Origin of the sequence: Streptomyces herbicida, assembly GCF_032656585.1 — a bacterium.
GTDB lineage: Bacteria > Actinomycetota > Actinomycetes > Streptomycetales > Streptomycetaceae > Streptomyces > Streptomyces herbicida.
On the sequence record NZ_JAUYWJ010000003.1, the window covers coordinates 248,482 to 266,003 of the forward strand.

Consider the following 17,522-nt stretch of genomic DNA (forward strand, 5'->3'; position numbering starts at 1 on the left):
GGTGGACGCATCGCCATCCGGGGAGTCGTAGGTTGGCAAGGTGAGCCAGCACAGGCGCCGGGCGTCGGCGCAGCAGGTGAGACGGAGGCGGGCGTTGGCCGCCGCCGCCTTCGTCGGCACGGTGGCCCTCGGTACGGGGCTCGGGGTCTGGGCCTCCACGGGCGGGGGCGACGGCGGCGAACCCGCGGGGGCGGCGCGGAAGTCCTCGGGCACCACGGCGACGACCTCGGGCAAGGCCCCGGCCCCGGCCAGCCCGACGCCCACCCGCTCCTATCCCCTGTCCCAGCCGCCCCGCACGATCCCCGCCGTCCGCTCCCACACCCCCGCACACGGCCCCGGCTGGCGACCGGCGCGCGGTGAGCGTGTGGTGGTGGGTGATCCGGCGCTCGCCGACGAGGGGCGGCTCATAGCGGGCGAGCTGGGCCTCTCGTACGCGGGCGAGAAGAACGACGTACGCCCGGGGGACGTACGGCTGGCGCTCGGCGGCGACAAGGGCGGGAACCCGGAGTCGTACACCATGACCGTGCGCGGCGGGGGCGTGAACATAACCGGCCCCGCCGACGCGGGCGTCTTTTACGGCACCCGCACCCTCAAGCAGGAGGTCCACGGCGGCGGTACGGCCCCGGAGGGCGTCGTGCGCGACCAGCCGGCCAAGCCGCAGCGCGGGTTCATGCTGGACATCGCCCGCAAGCCGTACAGCGCGTCCTGGATCGAGGACCGGGTGCGTGAGCTCGGTGACCTGAAGTACAACCAGCTGGGACTGCACTTCTCCGACGACCAGGGGTTCCGGATCGAGTCCACGACCCACCCCGAGATCGTCTCCGCGGACCATCTGACCAAGGCCCAGGTCAAGCGGATAGTCGACCTCGCCGCCGGCCGGCACATCACCGTCGTGCCCGAGATCGACTCGCCGGGGCACCTCGGCGCCGTTCTCGCCGCCCATCCCGATCTGCAACTGCGCAACGCGCAGGGCGTCCCGACGCGCGGGGCGATCGACATATCCAAGGACGCGTCCGCGGCGATCGTCGACGACCTCCTCAAGGAGTACGCCGACGTGTTCCCCGGCGCCTACTGGCACCTCGGCGGCGACGAGTACCAGGCGCTCGTGGTCGCCGACCCGCAGGCCTCCTACCCGCAACTGGCCGCGGCCGCGCGCAAGGCGTACGGCTCCGGCGGGACCGTCGCCGACCTCACCACCGGCTGGCTGGGCGACCGCGCCGACACGGTCCGCGCCCACCGGCGGACGATCCGGGTCTGGAACGACGGCTTCTTCCGGGGCACGTCCGTCCAGCCCGCCAAGGACCTCCAGGTCGCCTACTGGACCGGCAAGGAGATCGGCGCCCGGCAGCCGGTCGAGTACCTGAGCGCGGGACGGCAGGTCCTCAACTACAACGACGAGTTCCTGTACTACGTCCTCGGGGAGCCGCAGACCTTCGTCTATCCCACGGGACAGCGGATCTACGAGCAGTGGAACCCGCGCGTGCTGCGCGGCACCACCGCCGTGCCCGCCCGGTACGACGGGCAGATACTCGGCGGGTCCTTCGCCGTGTGGAGCGACCGCGCGTACGCCCAGACGCAGGACCAGGTGGCCGCCGGCATCCGGATGCCGCTGCGGGCCACCGCCCAGAAGCTGTGGGACCCGGGCACACCCGCCCTGTCCTGGCCGGAGTTCAAGAAGCTGGCGGACCGGCTGGGCTGACGCCCAATCGAGTGGACGTACGAGTCTTTCGAACCGTATCTTCCGCATACCGCGCATGTGCCTCACGGGGAGAGCCGTGCCCGGATTCGCGACCACACCTCGGGGGACCAATGATCTGTTCGCGCTGCCGTCATTTCGCCGCCGTGCCCGGCGGAACCCTCTGCGCCCGGTGCGCGGGCGAGCCGCCCGCGCCGATGCCGCCGTACGCCGGAGCGCCCGGTGCCTGGCTGCGCTCGCCGGTGGTGCTCGGCCGGGCCGCCGCCGTGGCGCTGGGGCTCGTCATCGCCGCCGATCTGTTCGCGATCTGGGCGGACTTCCTGCAGCTCGACGTCGCGAGTGACCTCGTGGGCGGCGCGAGCGGCTCCGACGTGGTCCGGCGGGCCGACCGCGCCGACTCCCTCTACGGCGCGTCGGGCATCGTCCAGGGGGCCGCGCTGATCGGCAGCATCGTCGTCTTCCTGTGCTGGTTCTACCGGGTGCGGGTCAACGCCGAGGTGTTCGACGCGTCCGGGCACACCAAGTCGCGCGGCTGGGCCATCGGCGGCTGGTTCACCCCCGTGGTGAACCTGTGGTACCCGCGCCGGATCACCCTCGACATCTGGGATGCCAGCAGCCCGTGGGGCAAGCCCGCCTCGCATGCGCTGGTCAATGCCTGGTGGACGCTGTGGATCATCTCGCTCTTCGCCGACCGGGCCGCGTTGACCGGGTACCGCAGGGCCGAGGGCGCGGCGGAGCTGCGCGACGCCACCCGCACGATGCTGTTCTCCGACGCGATCGACATGACGGCGGCCGTGCTCGCCATCCTGGTCGTGCTGCGGCTGACCCGGATGCAGCACCACAAGGGGCTCGCGGGACCGGTGCCCGCCGCGGTCTGACATCCCCCGGCGCGCATTACCGCATACGGCTGCGAACCCTTGTACGGCTGTGGTGTATTCGGCGCGAGCCGAACCGTGCAGCGGTGGGGGGACGAGCAATGGGTCACTGGGGTTACTTCGTCGTCGGCCGCGCCGAGCGGCCGCTCGGCGAACTGGACGCGCTGTCCGGAGCCGAGGGCATGACCCGGCGGGCGTCCGCGCCCGGCGGCTGGCAGGTGTGGGAGTACGCGGGGGACGGCGGCGACATCGGGAACATGAACGCGCTGGCCGAAGAGACCTGCGCGCCCGCGCTCTTCGGGTACGTCATGGACAGCGCCTGTGCGGTCGTCGAGGCGGCCGCGCCGGAGAGCGGCGGCTGGACGACCTGTCTGGCACGGGCGGCGATGGCCGGGTACCTGGGCGCCGAGCGCGAGGGCCTCACCCTGGACGACTACTTCCTCGAACCCGCCGACGCCGCCGGACGCGCGGTCGCCTGGGCCGCCGAGGCCGGGCACACGGTCACCCCCGAGGCGCTGATCGAGGTGCTGACGGCCGACCCCGACCCCTTGGCCGAAAACCTTTTCTTCCGCCTTCTAGACCTGCTCGGCGTGGTGCCCCTGTGACACTACCGGCCCGTCGCACGCAGTAAGGGGAAGTGCGGGCTCCGTAAAGGTCGGCGCCCTGGCGAGGGAGGCGTGGATGAGCCTGGTGGAACTGATCGCACAGGCCGACGAACGCGGACTGGCTGCCAGCGGGTTGGCTTGTTTGGATCGGTGCGTCCCCCTGCTGGGCGGCGACGACGAGGTCCTTCGGCCGGTGTGGGCAAGCCTGACGGACGGCGGCGGCGACTGGGGCGAGTGCCTGGACAAGGCACGCGCCGCACTCGACTCGGCCGGCCCGGACGAGCCCGGCGAGGACGAGGCCGCGCTCCTCGCCCGCCGGATGCTGGCCGCCGCCCCGGCCGTGCGCGACGCCGCAGAGATACGGGTCTGGGCCGACGCCTGCTCGGTCGCCTCGCTCCAGATCCACCGCCTCCTCGACCCTGCCGAGGACGGTGCAGGCTCCGTCGACCAGCGCCGCGAGGGCCGTACGGACGGCATGTCGCCGCTGGTCGCCGCCGAACTGCGGCGCCAGGTCACCGTCCTGGAGCTGCTCGCCGAGCACGGCGCGGGCGGGCTGCGCCGGGCGCTGGAGGTGTCGGTCGAGGGACGGCGGGTGCTGCGCGCGGTCGTGTCACGGCGGGCGCGCGGCCGGGCCTGAGGCTCACCGCACCGCCCGCCTCACCGCACCACTCGCCTCACCGGACGAGCCACTTCACCACCGCTTCGCCGTAGTGCGCCGTCTGGGCGTAGAACGCCGTCAGATCCCGGTGCGCCGACTCGAAGGCGGCCCGGATCTGTGACTCCGTGTCGGCATCGGCATCGCGCGGCACGAGATCGTGCCGGGCCAGACGCCACAGCGACTCGAAGTCGATCGAGTCGAGGAATGCGGCGACCCGGTCCGCCTCCGCCGCGGTGAGCAGCAGGAACGGCGGCTGGGCGGGGTCGGGGTGACAGACGCGGTGGCCGCCGAGCACCACGTCGGTCTCCGGACCCTCCATGTCATGGCGCAGTGACGCGCCGACGTAGAGGAGGTCGTGGTCGAGATAGCGCTTGTCCAGCATCTCTTCACGGTGCCGGTCGAGCCGCACCCGCACCGTGTTCCAGTCGTCCTCGAACAGCCTGCGCAGCCAGTTGGCGCTGTTGCGCAGCGCCGGGGCCGGTATCGCGCGGAGATGGAAGTACGTGCTCATCACTGAATGGAGCGCACGGGAGGCCGCAAGCATCACTCCCAGGCAAACCCGAATTCTGAGCGAATCCTGTAGGCGTTGTGCGGGCGTGCTGCGCCGGTCCTGCACCGGTTGCGGAAACGGCCCGGATCCGGGTGACGAAAACACCGCTGACCTCGCTCTACCGAATGTGACTGTCGAGGATGTGAGAACACAGCAGGAGACCAGGCCGCATGCGGCGGCGAAGCCGGCGCGGTGGGCGGCCGACGCGGTGGCGACCATGCGTGAGGGCGCGCGGGTGCGGCTCGACTACTCGGCGCAGAGCCTGTGGCGCGTCGACCGGCTGATCGAGGACATCCGGCGCGAGGACGTGCCCTACGCCGCCGTGGAGAACGTGCTGCGCGGTCTGGGCGCGTACGCCGGTGAGGTGATCGTCCGGCAGACCGGCGCCGAGTGGTGGGCGACCGGCGGCGACCACTGGGTCCGTACGCCCGACGGCCGGCTCTGGGACCCCATCGCCGAGGCCCGCCGCTGCTTCGACGGGCACGGGTCGCTGCGACTGCTGTGCCGGGACGCGACGGCCGCGTCCGCACGGCTTTGAAGAACCGCATCCGCACGGCTCTCGTAAACAGACGGCCGGGGCCCCGCTGAGCGCGGGACCCCGGCCGATCGGTGAACAGCCTTACGGCGTCAGCGTCTGGCCCAGCCGGGCCCCCGCCGGGGTGCCCAGCACCGACCTGCTGAGGACGAGCGTCTGGGTGTAGCCGAGGCCCGTGCTGTTGCTCGGCAGGTACATCAGGATGCCGTCACCGGCGTCCTCGCCCTCCACACCGAACGTCAGATCGGCGCGGCCGTACCCGGACAGGTCCGTCAGGGACACCGACGAGCCGAACCGGTCGTCGGTCTCGGTGCTGCCGGGGACCCCCGAAGTGTCCTGCGAGACGAGGACCGCGCCGGAGCCGGTGAGACCGGAGGCGCTGCCCTTGACCAGGAACGCGGCTCCCGCGTTGGAGCGCTGCACGCCCGCGCGGGTGAGGTCCTCGCCGGGGGCGCCCGCGAGGACGTCCTGGTAGCCGTCGCCGTCGATGTCGCCGACCGAGACGGCGGTACCGAAGGCGTCACCGGACTCGTCCGTCTCCGGGACGCCCGTCGTGTCCTGGTGGACCACGGTCATGCCGGTGGTCGTGAAGCCCGTCGACGTGCCCGGGACCATCGTGACCTGGCCGCCCGCCTTGCCGCCGGACTCGCCCGCGACCGGCTGGCCGATGACGATGTCGTCGTAGCCGTTGCCGTTGACGTCTCCGGCCGCGATCGACCGGCCGCCCTTGACGGAGATGACCCCCGCCTTGGTCAGACCCGTCGCCGAGCCGGCGAACCGGACCACGCGCCCGATGCCGCCCGCGTCACGGTAGTTGAGGGCCACGTCGGCATAGCCGTCCCGGTTGAAGTCACCGGTCGCGGCGTCCAGGTAGGCCACCGAACCCGTGGCGGTGGTCACGGAGCCGGAGGTGGTGGCGCCACCGGTCAGCCGGACGTTCCAGTTGCCGCCCTTGCCGGTGCCGGCCGAGAACACGTCCGCCTTGCCGTCGCCGTTGAAGTCGCCGACCGTGACCGTGGAGCCGAGCTTGGCGCCCGCCGCCGTGACACCCGACGTGGTGTATGTGAAACCGGAGTTGAGACCGGGCCCGTACAGCACCGTCACCGCGCCCCGGTCCGCGTTGCCGCTGGTGTCGTCCTCGCCGGGCGCGCCGATCGCGAGGTCGGCGTAGCCGTCGCCGTTGACGTCGCCCCAGGAGGTCGAGGTGCCGAAGGCGTCGCCGGTCTCGGAGGAGCCGGGGACACCCGGGCTGTTCTGGGTGAGCGTCACCTTCGACGCCTTGACCGGCCCGTCCACGCCGCCCGGTACTACGGTCACCGAGTTCGCCTTGGGAGTGCCGGCGACCAGGTCGGTGATGCCGTCCCGGTTGTAGTCCGAGGTGCGCAGGGCGTGCGAGACACCCGGCGTCTTGGCCAGTGCGGCGATCAGGGGGAGCTTCTTGTAGAGGTTGTCGCCGGGGCAGGCCGTGGAGTTGGTGTCCCGGTGGCCGAAGACGCGGGGCAGGGTGATGGACGTGCCCTTCGCGACCTTGTTGCCGTCGACGCCCGCGGCGCTGCCGGAGGTCAGCGTCACCTTGCCGGTCGGGTCGACCCCGTACATCCCGAACTTCCAGGCCACGATGCGTGCGATCGAGTCGAGCGCGGCTCGGGACGGCTGCGCGCTCATGTAGTTGCCGATGTACGAGATGCCGACCGTGTTCGTGTTGAACCCGATGTCGTGCGCGCCGATCACCGGCAGATCGGCGCCGCCGCTGCGGCCCTCGAAGATCTGGCCGCAGCGGTCCACGACGAAGTTGTAGCCGACGTCGAAGTAGCCGCGGGCGAAGTGCTCCTGCTGGATGGTCCGCATACGGGCGCGGGACTCGGCGCAGGACAGCTTGTTGTCGCTGTCGACGCCCGTGTGGTGGATCACGGCGGCCTTGATCTCGGTGCCGTACTCGGGTGTGCCGTTGTAGTCGGTGGAGGCGCCCCACTCCTCCTGCGTGATGATCGGCGGCTTCGCGACCGTGGAGGGGCGCGGGGCCGGGACCGTGCTGGACGGGGACGGCGAGGCGGACGAAGAGCCGGACGCGGAGGCGGAGTCGGACACGGAGGCCGACGGCGAGTCGGAAGGCGAGCCGGACGGAGAGTCCGTCGGGACCGGCGGGTCGCTCGGCGTGACCGTCTCGGCCGGGGAGTCCGTCGGCAGCGGAGAGTCCGTCGGCGCCGGGGTGTCAGTCGGTGCCGCGGAGTCCGTCGCCGGTGCGGTGGTCTCCTCCGCGAACGCCGCGGGCTCCGTGGCGCCCTTCGGGTCGGTGCCCGGGTCGAGCAGCCTGACGTCCATGCCGGCCGGCTGGCCGCCCGCCTCGGTGCCGTCGGCGTTCACCAGGCGCACCTGGACGCCGTCGGAGTCACCGGTCCACAGCGAGGCCGTACCGCCGCGCACTGCACCGGCGGCCCGCTGTGCCTCCACTCCGTCGGCCTGGAACGGATCGTCCGCCAGCCGCTGCCAGCTGGACCACTTGCCGGTCTCCACGTCCCGGGTGCGCACCTCGGGCCTGCCCTTGGCGTTCGCGTGGGCGTCGTCCCAGGTCAGCAGCAGCGCGCTGAACCGGTCGGTGCCCTGTCGGCCCAGGCCCTTGCGGCCCGCGCCGCGGCTCTCCAGCTTGACCGTGTGCACGGACGCCCTGCGGCCCGCGCCCTTGCCGTCGCTCTGCGCGCCGGGATCCGCGATCGCATAGGTCACGGCTCCCGCGCCGCCCAGGGCCACGGCTCCGAGTGTCAGCCACGCCCTCCGCTTGAGACTGAGCGGTCTGTACGCACGCGTCCTGCGAGGACTCAACTACCCCACCCCTAGAAATGACCACGATGACACCACCTGTCACACAGGCGGTACTTGTAAAGCGCAAAGAAAGGTCCGGACGTCACCCGAGGGGCCGGCCCACGGCGGCGGCCGCCTGTTGCGGCCTCGGTGAGCCGACCTCGGCCTGGCAGGTGGCGCGCCCGAACTTCCCGTAGGCGGAGGCGGTCTGGACGTGCTTGCCGCGTACGGCGAGCGAGCAGCTGGCCCGCCCGCCCTTCTCGCCGAGCGTGATCGAGACCAGCGGCGACCGCCCGAGCGGCACCTCCACGGTCTTCTTCCACGGCAGCGCGACGGCACGGTCGACGGTGGCCGACCCGGCCTCGCTGCGGCCCTGGTAGGCGATGTCGGCAGTGCCGTCGCCGGTCACCTCGTACGTCACGGCGGCGGTCGGGACATGCGGCTCGGCCGGCTTGTCCGCCGTGTCGAGCACGCCGTACAGCACGAGCCCGCCGCAGGCGGCGATCAGGATCCCGGCGACGGTGAGAGAGCGCCAGTCCCTGGTCGATTCCGTATCGGTTGATGCCATGGGCGCGGTTTATAGCTCATGCGGCGAACCGCTTTCCAGTGGGCGGAAGAATCGGGCGAATCGCCGGAGGGAAATCCCGGGATCCGCCCCAACGTGGGGTCAAGTATCCGTTTTGCCTTGGCAATTGACAGCTCGTCATCCGAGTGATTAAAACTCCGCTCGCCACACAGGAAGAGCACAGAGAGGAGTGGTCGAGGGCGCCTGACCGGCGCACTTCCGCGTGGCACGGCTCGACACAGTCTCCGGCCGGAATTCTCCGGACCGGAAGTTCGGCGTGCCCGCATTCGCCCCGCGCATGCGCGCACAAGGGCGTCGGTGAAAACGCGGGTGCGCCACCAAAGAAAGGGCACTGGACGTGAAAGTCCGATATGGGAGATTGCTCTCCTGCCTTGTCGTGTCGGCGGTGGCGACTACCGCGCTGCCGCAGATCGCCTATGCCGTAACCGAGTCCGATTCCGGATCGGGCGGCCACGACAAGGGCATCGTCGACACCGTCAAGGGCTGGTTCGCAGACGACGACCACCACCTCGACAAGCCGCCGTCACACGACGAGCTGGGCATAGCCGACCGGCAGAAGCTGCCGAAGGGCAAGAGGGCCCCGAAGGCCAGGCGGGTCAAGGAGCTGAAGGGCAAGCGGACTTCGACGGCGCGGTTCTGGCAGCTCTCCGACGGCCGCGTCCAGGCGGAACTGTCGGCCGTGCCGACGTCGTACCGCTCCGGCGACGGCAAGAAGGCGGCCTGGAAGCCGATCGACACGGCGGTCCACGCGACGGACGCCAAGGGTTTCGCGTTCGCCAACACGACCAACGAGGGCCGCAGCTGGTTCGGTTCGGACACGGACAAGCTGGTGCGCTTCCGGTCGCCGGACGGCCGTACGGTCACCCTGGGCCTCGAGGGCGCGGGCGGCAGGCTGAAGCCCGTGGCCAAGGGCTCGACGGTCACGTACAAGGACACCGCGCACGGCGCGGACCTGGAGTACGGCGTCGGTCCCGGCCGGGTGAAGGAAAACATCACCCTGGCCGAACGCCCCGCCGGTCCGGTGAAGTTCACGTTCACGCTGAACACCGACGGGCTTGTCCCGCGCGCCCGCAAGGACGGCTCGATCGCGCTGTACGGCGCACTGCCGAACACCCCGGCGATGGTCATCCCGGCGCCGTACATGACGGACGCCAGGAAGGCGGACAAGTCCGTCTTCGGCAAGACGTACAGCACGAGGGTCACGCAGAAGCTCACGAAGGACGGCAAGTCCTGGAAGCTGACCGTGACACCGGACGCGAAGTGGCTGGCGGCGAAGGACCGCCAGTACCCGGTGGTGATCGACCCGACGATCACGATCGCGCCGTCGCCGACCGACTCGCAGGACACGATGGTCCTGCAGGAGGCGCCGACGACGAACTACAACACCTCGTGGAAGCTGTCCGTCGGCCGCACGGCCACCGGCACGGCCCGCTCCCTGATCAAGTTCCCGTTGAGCGAGATCCCCTCGGGCACGAAGCTCGACTCGGCGCGTCTGGAGATGTACTTCGACAACGCGCACGACGGCGGCGGCACGAAGGTGCCGGTCGAGGTGCACCGGGCGACCGGAGCCTGGGACGAGACGACGGCGAACTGGAACAACACCAGTTCGTACGTCGGTGAGCTGTCCGGCACCAGCTACACGGTGGACGACGGCGACCCGGGCACCACGGCGGCCACCGGCTCCTGGCCCACGTCCGGGTCGACGCTGACGCAGTACGCGATCGGCAACGACTACCGGTACAACAAGGACACGGTGGCCGGGGACACCTACACCTGGCAGCCGAACATCAAGGACGCGGGCACCTACCAGGTCGACGTGCACTACGTCGCGGCCGCCGACCGGGCCACCAACGCCCCGTATTCGGTGACGTCCAAGACCGGTACCACCACCTACACGGTGAACCAGCAGTCCGGCACCAACGGTGTCTGGGCCCCGCTGGCGGGTGGCGCGCAGATCGACTTCGCGTCCGGTACGGCGGGCAAGGTCGTCCTGGGCGACGGCCCGGCCTCCGCGACCACGGCCGTGCTCGCGGACGCGGTCCGCTTCACCAACCCGGCGGTGATCAACAAGGACATCGGCGAGTACAGCCAGTGGCACAAGTTCCCGGTGACCGACACGGTCCAGCAGTGGCTGGACGGCACCTCGGTCAACAACGGGTTCATCCTCAAGGCCGCCGACGAGTCGGCGACCGGCCCGATGGGCGGCCCGCGCTACGAGGCCGGCGACGGCGACTACGGCGGCGAGACCTCCACGATCCCGCGGCTGACGGTGACCTACGGAAAGGTCGGCACCACCCTCAACTCGCCGACGGTCGTCCACTCCACGGGCCCCGAGCTGAGCTGGAAGGCCTACTCGAACACCACCGGCGACCCGAACCTGGACATCGCCGAGTACCAGCTGCACCGCTCCACGCAGCAGGCGTTCACCCCGTCCGCGGCCACGCTCGTCGCCCCGATCGACAAGTCGGCGACGGCATACACGGACACCACCGCGACTCCGACCCCGGACTCCTCCTCGGTGGAGATCGGAAGGTCGTACTACTACCAGCTCGCGGTGAAGACGAAGGACGGCCAGCTCCTCGGCTCACCCACGCGCATCGTCGGTGTCCCCAAGGCGGGCCGCACGATGCGGCTGGTCCAGGGCACCGCGGGTGGCGTCACGGACACCACCCTGTCCTCCGCGACGCCGACCACCAACCTGGACACCATCAGCCGGGACGGCGTGGGCCAGAAGTGGCTGAGCGTGGGCAACAACACGCCCACGAACACCACCGAGAAGACCCGCGCGGTCATGAAGTTCCCGACCAGCGCGATCCCCACCACCGCCACGGTGCTGGAGTCCCGCATGTTCCTGTGGGGCGCGGAGACCACCACCAAGACCAACGGTGCGATCTACGAACTCCACGGCCTGAACAAGGACTTCACCGAAACGCAGGCCACCTGGAACAACGCGAACTCGACCACGGCGTGGACGACGGCGGGCGGCGACTACTCGGGGACCGTCTCCGACACGGTCGGCACCGTCTCGGACGTCGGCCGCCACTGGTGGGACGCGACCTCCCTCACCCAGGGCTGGACCCGCACCCCGTCCTCCAACCACGGTGCCCTGATCAAGCTGAAGGACGAGACCTCCACGGGCCCGCAGGAACAGACGATGTTCCTGGCCTCGGAGGCCGCCGACCCGCAGATCGGCCCGCTGCTGCGCGTCATCTACGTCGACTCCACCACGGACGACACGTACTACGCGCCGCAGACCCCGGCCCGCATGACCCCCAACTCCACCTACACGGTGGCCTTCACGGTCACCAACACCACGTCGAGCGCGTGGGCGAGCGGCGAGCGGGTGCTGTCGTACACCTGGCAGCTCCCCGACGGCACGGACGCGACGACGGGCGGCAACCAGCTGTCCACCGCGATCCCGCCGCTGTCCCCGGGTCAGTCGACGACGATCCAGGCGCAGGTCAAGACGCCGATCAACTCGGACTCGGGCAGCAAGCGGACCAAGTACGTACTCGGCTGGGACGTCAAGAAGGTCTCCGACGGCAGCTGGCTGTCGGCCGGCACGGGCGGCATTCCGCCGCTGAAGCAGAACGTGGCGGTGGAGGACCCCACCTCCGACGCGCTGGGCCTGGAGAAGTTCTACAGCTACACCGGCAAGAACACGGGCGCCGGTTCCACGGTGATGAACAACCTCGCCTCCGGCAACACCGTGTGGTCGTACAACGCGTTCAGCAACCCGGGCCGTGGCCTGACCACGTTCGCGCGGTTCGCGTACAACTCGCTGGACACCGACAACACGACAGGTGGCGCGGGCGCGGGCTGGTCGGCCCAGGTCGGCGGGCCCATCCGGCTCGGCGCGGCACTGGACTTCCACCCGAACCCGGTGCAGAACGCGACGGAGATCCGCCTCCCCGACGGTGACGGCACCACACACGTCTTCACCAAGCAGGCCGACGGCAGCTGGAAGGCCCCCGCGGGCGTCCACTACCGCATCACGGCCAAGGCGGGCCTGGACTGCACCCCGGACAAGGACCCGGTGCCGGACGCCTGGACGCTGCTGCGCCCGGACGGCACGCGGTTCTACTTCGGCTGCGACGGCTATCTGACGTCTGTCGTCGACAAGAACGGCAACACCCAGACGTACACCTACGAGCAGCACAAGACCCAGGGCAAGGCGGCGAAGTTCCTCGCCTACATCACCGACCCGGCGGGCCGGCAGTCCCTGACGCTCGACTACTACAAGAGGGGCGACGCGTCGTACGACTACATCGACGGCACGGGCGCCAAGGTCACCGGCACCAGCCTGACCGACCCGGACATCTACGACCACGTGAAGTCCATCACGGACATCTCGGGCCGCAAGGTCTCCTTCTACTACACGGTCGAGGGCCTGCTCGGCCGGTTCACCGACGGCGACGGCTCGTCCCAGCCCAAGGTGTTCAAGTTCACCTACGACGCCCTCCAGGGCAACAAGAACGTCAAGCTGGTGACGGCCACGGACCCGCGCGGCCACGACACCAAGCTGGCGTACTACGAGCCGAAGGCGGGTGACGACCCGAAATACCACTGGTGGACGAAGACGATCACCGACCGCCTGAACGGTGACACCGGATTCGCCTACGCGGCCGACACCGTGAACACCAACTTCACGGACACCACGGTCACGGACGCCGAGACGCACGCCACGAAGTACGTGACGGACGACTTCGGCCGGCCGGTCCAGACGACCAACGCCAAGTCCCAGACATCGAAGATGAGCTGGGACGCCGACAACAACGTCACGTACGTGGAGGAGGACAACGGCGCCAAGACCGCGTACTGCTACGACCAGAAGACGGGCTACCCGCTCTGGCAGCGCGACGCGGAGAACAACAAGGCGGGTGTGCCCGACCAGACGGCCACCTGTGTCGCGGACACCACCAAGTGGCCTGCGAACGCCTCGAAGTACGAGTACCAGACCCGTGCCGACGGCTTCTCGGCGGACCTGTTCCGCAAGACGTCACCTGAAGGCCGCGCCTGGCAGTTCGGGTACGACAGCTTCGGAAACGTAAAGACGGTCACGGACCCCAAGGGTGTCGCGACCACGACGGTTCCGGACGACTACACCACCAAGTACGACTACGACGCCTACGGTGAGCTGACCAAGGCGACGGACGCCAACGGCAACCCGACGACGTACAGCGGCTTCGGGCCGACCGGTTACCCGAACACGATCACGGACGCGAAGTCCTTCGCGACGACGTTCGTCTACGACGAGCGGGGCCAGGTAACCCAGGTCACCGACGCCAACAGCAAGGTGACCACGCAGACGTACGACACGTTCGGGCGTCCGCTGGTCAAGACCGTGCCCAAGGACACGGGCGTGGTGATCACGACGCCGGCCCCGGTGTACGACGAGAACGACAACGTCACCAAGTCAACGGCGCCGAGCGGCGCAGTGTCGACGGCGGTGTACGACAACGCGGACCAGGTCTCCTCGGCCACGGTGCCGGCGAACAACCTGATTGACCCGCGCACCACGACGTACACCTACGACAAGGTCGGCAACCTGAAGACGACGACCGAGCCCAAGGGCACGGCGACGACGACGGATTCGACCGACTACGTCACGACGAACAACTACGACGAGATCTACCAGCTCACGTCCGTGGTCAACGCGAACAGTGACAAGGTCTCGTACGAGTACGACAACGTCGGCAACGTCACCAAGGTCATCGATCCCAAAAAGAACGCGACGGCCGACCCGACCGACTACACCACCAGGTCCGAGTACGACCTGGACCACCGGGTAACGGTCGTCACGGACACGGCCGGCAAGACCAAGAAGAAGGGCTACGACAAGGACGGCCTGGTCACCTCGGCCACGGACGCCGAGAACAACACGACCACGATCACCTACGACGAGCGCGGCAAGCAGACCGAGGTCAAGGTCCCGCACGACGGCACGTCGACCATCACGTACCGCACGACGAAGTACGAGTACGACCAGGTCGGCAACACCACCAAGGTGCTCACGCCGCGGGCGACGGCGGCCGGTTCCACCGACGCCCTCACTGTCCGCACGTCGTACGACGAGCTGAACCGCCCGGTCAAGCAGTACCAGCCGTACGACCCGGCGGACTCCCGCTACAACGACCCGAACGTCTACACGGAGACGACGTACGACAAGGTGGGCCAGGTCGCCAAGACCTCCCTGCCGCCGTCGGACGGCGAGACGGTCCGCAACGACACCACCTACAGCTACTTCGACAACGGCTGGGTGAGGTCGTCCACGGACCCGTGGGACATCACGACGGCCTACGAGTACAACGACCTGGGTCAGCAGACCAAGCGGACCCTGACGTCGGCGGGCGGTTCCTCGAACCGCACGATGACGTGGTCGTTCTACCCCGACGGCTCGTTGAAGTCCCGCTCGGACGACGGTGTCCCGGCGGGCAAGTCGGTCGTCCTGGCGGACAACTCCGACACCCAGAACACCTCAAAGACCGGCACCTGGACCAAGGGAGACATCACCGGTCAGCAGGGCTACAACCACGAGACCCACGCAGCCGGCACCGGCACGGACGCCTACACGTGGACGCTCAACATCCCCAAGGACGGCACGTACGCCGCGTACGTGAAGTTCCCGAAGGTGACGGGCGCCGCGACGACGGCGAAGTACACGGTGACCTACGACGGCGGGACGGCCGACAAGACGATCGACCAGAACGCCACCGCCAACCAGGGCACCTGGGTCTCACTGGGCTCCTTCGCCTTCAAGCAGGGCAACGCGGCAAAGCTGCAGCTGTTCCAGAACAGCGGCGGTACGGTCGTGGCGGACGCCGTCAAGCTCGTCCGTGACACCACCGGCGACCCGGCCGACACGGAGAAGGACAACTTCGCCTACTCCTACGACCTCAACGGCAACCTCACCCAGATCGACGACAGCTCGTCGACGGCGAAGATCGACTCGTACGCGATCACCTACACGGGCCTCAACCAGCTCCAGAGGGTGAGCGAGTCGCTGGCCGGCGTGGAGAAGAAGGCCACGTCGTACACATACGACGCGAACGGCCTGACGGACACGATCACGCACCCGGACCAGTTCTCCAAGTACACGTACGACCTGCGTGACTTGGTGAAGACGGTCTCGGTCGGCAAGTCCGCCACGGACGCCTCGCCGAAGGTGACGTCGTACACGTACACCGACCGTGGCCAGAAGCTCCAGGAGACCAAGGCCAACGGCAACACGGTCGACTACACGTACTACCTGGACGCCGCGCTGAAGACGTCGACGGAGAAGAAGCCCAACGGCACCCTCGTCGACTCGCACACCTACGCCTACGACCCCAACGGCAACAAGTCGCAGGACGTGGCGAAGAAGATGAACGCCGACAACCACTCGGCGTACCTCGACTCCACCACGGACTACACCTACGACCCCGCCGACCGGCTGAAGCAGGCGGTGAAGACCGGCAACGGCGCAGGTACGGACACGTACGTCCACGACAACAACGCCAATGTCATCAGCCAGACGGTCAAGGGCACGACGACCACGTACGACTACGACCGGAACCGCTTGCTGAGCGCCACGGTCGGTAGTGCCACCGCCAAGTACAACTACGACCCGTTCGGCCGCCAGGATTCGGTGACGTCAGCGGCGGACGGAAAGATCATCTCCCGCAGCGTGTACGACGGCTTCGACCACGTCGTGGAGTCCCAGAAGATGGACGACACGGGTGCGATGAAGTCGACCACATACACCTTCGACCCGATGGACCGCACCACCTCGGAGACCGCCAACGGCAAGACAACGGACTTCGAGTACCTGGGTCTGTCGAACGAGGTCCTGGACGAGAAGGTCGCCGGCACGCTGACAAAGTCGTACCAGTACAGCCCATGGGGCCAACGCCTGTCGCAGGTCAAGCACAACAGCGACGGCACGACCGAGGACGGCTACTACGGCTACAACGGTCACAGCGATGTCGAGACGCTGACTGACGACAACGGCGACACGAAGGCGACGTACGGCTACACGGCTTACGGCTCCGACGACACGTCCGAGTTCACCGGCATCGACAAGCCCGATGCCGCGGACCCGACCAAGGAGGCGTACAACCCCTACCGGTTCAATGCCAAGCGCTGGGACGCCCAGTCCGGCACGTACGACATGGGCTTCCGTAACTACAGCCCAGGCCTGAACAGGTTCACCTCCCGGGACATGTACAACGGGGCGCTGGCCGACATGCATCTCGGCACCGACCCCTACACCAGCAATCGGTACGCGTTCGGCGGCGGCAATCCGACGAGCTTCATCGAACTCGACGGGCACATGCCCGCCCCAGACCCCGGTGGGACCTGTGCCTCCTGCGGTCAGGACGCTTCGAAGCTCTTCAACCCGAACGACTTCTGTGGGTCGTGCCACTTCGATCAATACGATGGTGGACACGACACCGCGATCATGTTCGTTGCGATGTACCTGGCCGAGTTCCAGCCGATGGGTGGAGGCGAGGTAAGCATGGACCTGAGCGCCTCCGGTGGTCCCCGGGACGACCTGAACACGATCGCCGGAGGTTCGGCCAAAAAGCCGGGCAAGGGAGTCGGTTATGCCGATCTCCTGTACTGGACCGACGACGCGGTCTACGTCTGGGATGCCAAGCATGCCGGCGGAGACGCGGAGCGGCGGGGTAAGAAGGATGTCGAAAACAAGGTCAAGTATCTGCAGGAACAGCTCAAGGCATCCGGTGACAAGCGTGTAGCGAAGGTCGGATTCGACTTCCCGCCGGGAGTAGTTCCGAACTATGCGAAGCCGAATGAAATGGTCAAGGTCTGGCCGTCGCAGATCTCTCCGGGCGTAATTGCCTACGAGACTGATGAAGACGAGCGCAAGCGTACTGGGGACGAGAGCGCAGGGCATTCCTTCGTCGACATCCTGTCAGGCGTGGGCCTTGGCCTCACGGCCACCGCGCTTTCGGTCGGGACCGTGGCGGAGGACGTGGGCACCGGCGGTCTAGGCGTTGCGGACGACGTGCCGAGCTTCGCAGCCGCGGGAGCGATGTTCAAAGAGGCGTATGCCTTGATTGCCTGATCACGGCCGGTCGGCCGGACGTGCCGGGTCCGTCCGTCCGACCGGCCTCCGCAAGGAGTGCGCGGAGGGCCGCACGGTGAAAGGAATTCCATGCTGTGCATGGCTGCCGTGCGGCCCTGCCGTACCCTGGTTTCCTAAGTCGTCAATTCGT

At 68.7% G+C, this 17,522-nt stretch carries 9 protein-coding genes; 6 read left to right on the plus strand and 3 right to left on the minus strand.

Features of this window, described 5'->3' with window-relative positions; translation table 11 throughout:
* The first annotated feature begins 94 nt into the window (after nt 1-94).
* The 4 genes from Q8A52_RS08215 (at nt 95) to Q8A52_RS08230 (ending at nt 3,813) form a co-directional block, all read left to right on the plus strand.
* The gene (locus Q8A52_RS08215) at nt 95-1,699 is read left to right on the plus strand and encodes a beta-N-acetylhexosaminidase (RefSeq protein ID WP_408649165.1); all 1,605 of its coding nucleotides are present in this window, start codon (nt 95-97) and stop codon (nt 1,697-1,699) included.
* A gap of 143 nt (nt 1,700-1,842) precedes the next feature.
* Complete coding sequence (locus Q8A52_RS08220; RefSeq protein ID WP_408649156.1) at nt 1,843-2,574, plus strand: DUF4328 domain-containing protein; 732 nt, start codon at nt 1,843-1,845, stop codon at nt 2,572-2,574.
* A gap of 98 nt (nt 2,575-2,672) precedes the next feature.
* Nucleotides 2,673-3,176: a hypothetical protein gene (locus Q8A52_RS08225; RefSeq protein ID WP_316747616.1), complete on the plus strand. Its 504-nt coding sequence runs from the start codon at nt 2,673-2,675 to the stop codon at nt 3,174-3,176.
* Between the two features lie 76 nt (nt 3,177-3,252).
* The gene (locus Q8A52_RS08230; protein WP_316747618.1) at nt 3,253-3,813 is read left to right on the plus strand and encodes a hypothetical protein; all 561 of its coding nucleotides are present in this window, start codon (nt 3,253-3,255) and stop codon (nt 3,811-3,813) included.
* Nucleotides 3,814-3,850: 37 nt separating this feature from the next.
* Here the strand turns inward: Q8A52_RS08230 and Q8A52_RS08235 are convergent, their stop codons facing one another.
* Nucleotides 3,851-4,345, minus strand: coding sequence for a DUF1877 family protein (locus tag Q8A52_RS08235; RefSeq protein WP_316747620.1), 495 nt, complete (start codon nt 4,343-4,345; stop codon nt 3,851-3,853).
* Nucleotides 4,346-4,526: 181 nt separating this feature from the next.
* On the opposite strand from Q8A52_RS08235, the gene Q8A52_RS08240 reads away from it, so the two are divergent.
* Nucleotides 4,527-4,922: a hypothetical protein gene (locus tag Q8A52_RS08240; RefSeq protein WP_316747621.1), complete on the plus strand. Its 396-nt coding sequence runs from the start codon at nt 4,527-4,529 to the stop codon at nt 4,920-4,922.
* Nucleotides 4,923-5,003: 81 nt separating this feature from the next.
* Here Q8A52_RS08240 and Q8A52_RS08245 read toward each other — a convergent pair whose 3' ends face one another.
* Together Q8A52_RS08245 and Q8A52_RS08250 are read right to left on the minus strand one after the other, a co-directional pair.
* Nucleotides 5,004-7,667 (minus strand): FG-GAP-like repeat-containing protein, encoded by a 2,664-nt coding sequence (locus Q8A52_RS08245; protein ID WP_316747624.1) that lies wholly within the window; start codon nt 7,665-7,667, stop codon nt 5,004-5,006.
* Nucleotides 7,668-7,821: 154 nt separating this feature from the next.
* A complete protein-coding gene (locus Q8A52_RS08250) occupies nt 7,822-8,286 on the minus strand; it encodes a hypothetical protein (RefSeq protein WP_316747625.1) in 465 nt (154 codons plus the stop codon).
* 1,366 nt (nt 8,287-9,652) lie between these two features.
* Between Q8A52_RS08250 and Q8A52_RS08255 the strand changes: the two genes are divergently transcribed.
* On the plus strand, nt 9,653-17,371 hold the full coding sequence (locus Q8A52_RS08255) for a golvesin C-terminal-like domain-containing protein (RefSeq protein ID WP_316748721.1): 7,719 nt from the start codon (nt 9,653-9,655) through the stop codon (nt 17,369-17,371).
* The last annotated feature ends 151 nt before the right edge of the window (nt 17,372-17,522 follow it).

Coding starts and splice junctions, on each gene's coding strand:
- Q8A52_RS08225 (WP_316747616.1), top strand. CDS start 2,673: ATGGGTCACTGGGGTTACTTCGTCGTCGGCCGCGCCGAGCGGCCGCTC.
- Q8A52_RS08230 (WP_316747618.1), top strand. CDS start 3,253: ATGAGCCTGGTGGAACTGATCGCACAGGCCGACGAACGCGGACTGGCT.
- Q8A52_RS08235 (WP_316747620.1), bottom strand. CDS start 4,345: ATGAGCACGTACTTCCATCTCCGCGCGATACCGGCCCCGGCGCTGCGC.
- Q8A52_RS08250 (WP_316747625.1), bottom strand. CDS start 8,286: ATGGCATCAACCGATACGGAATCGACCAGGGACTGGCGCTCTCTCACC.
- Q8A52_RS08255 (WP_316748721.1), top strand. CDS start 9,653: ATGGTCCTGCAGGAGGCGCCGACGACGAACTACAACACCTCGTGGAAG.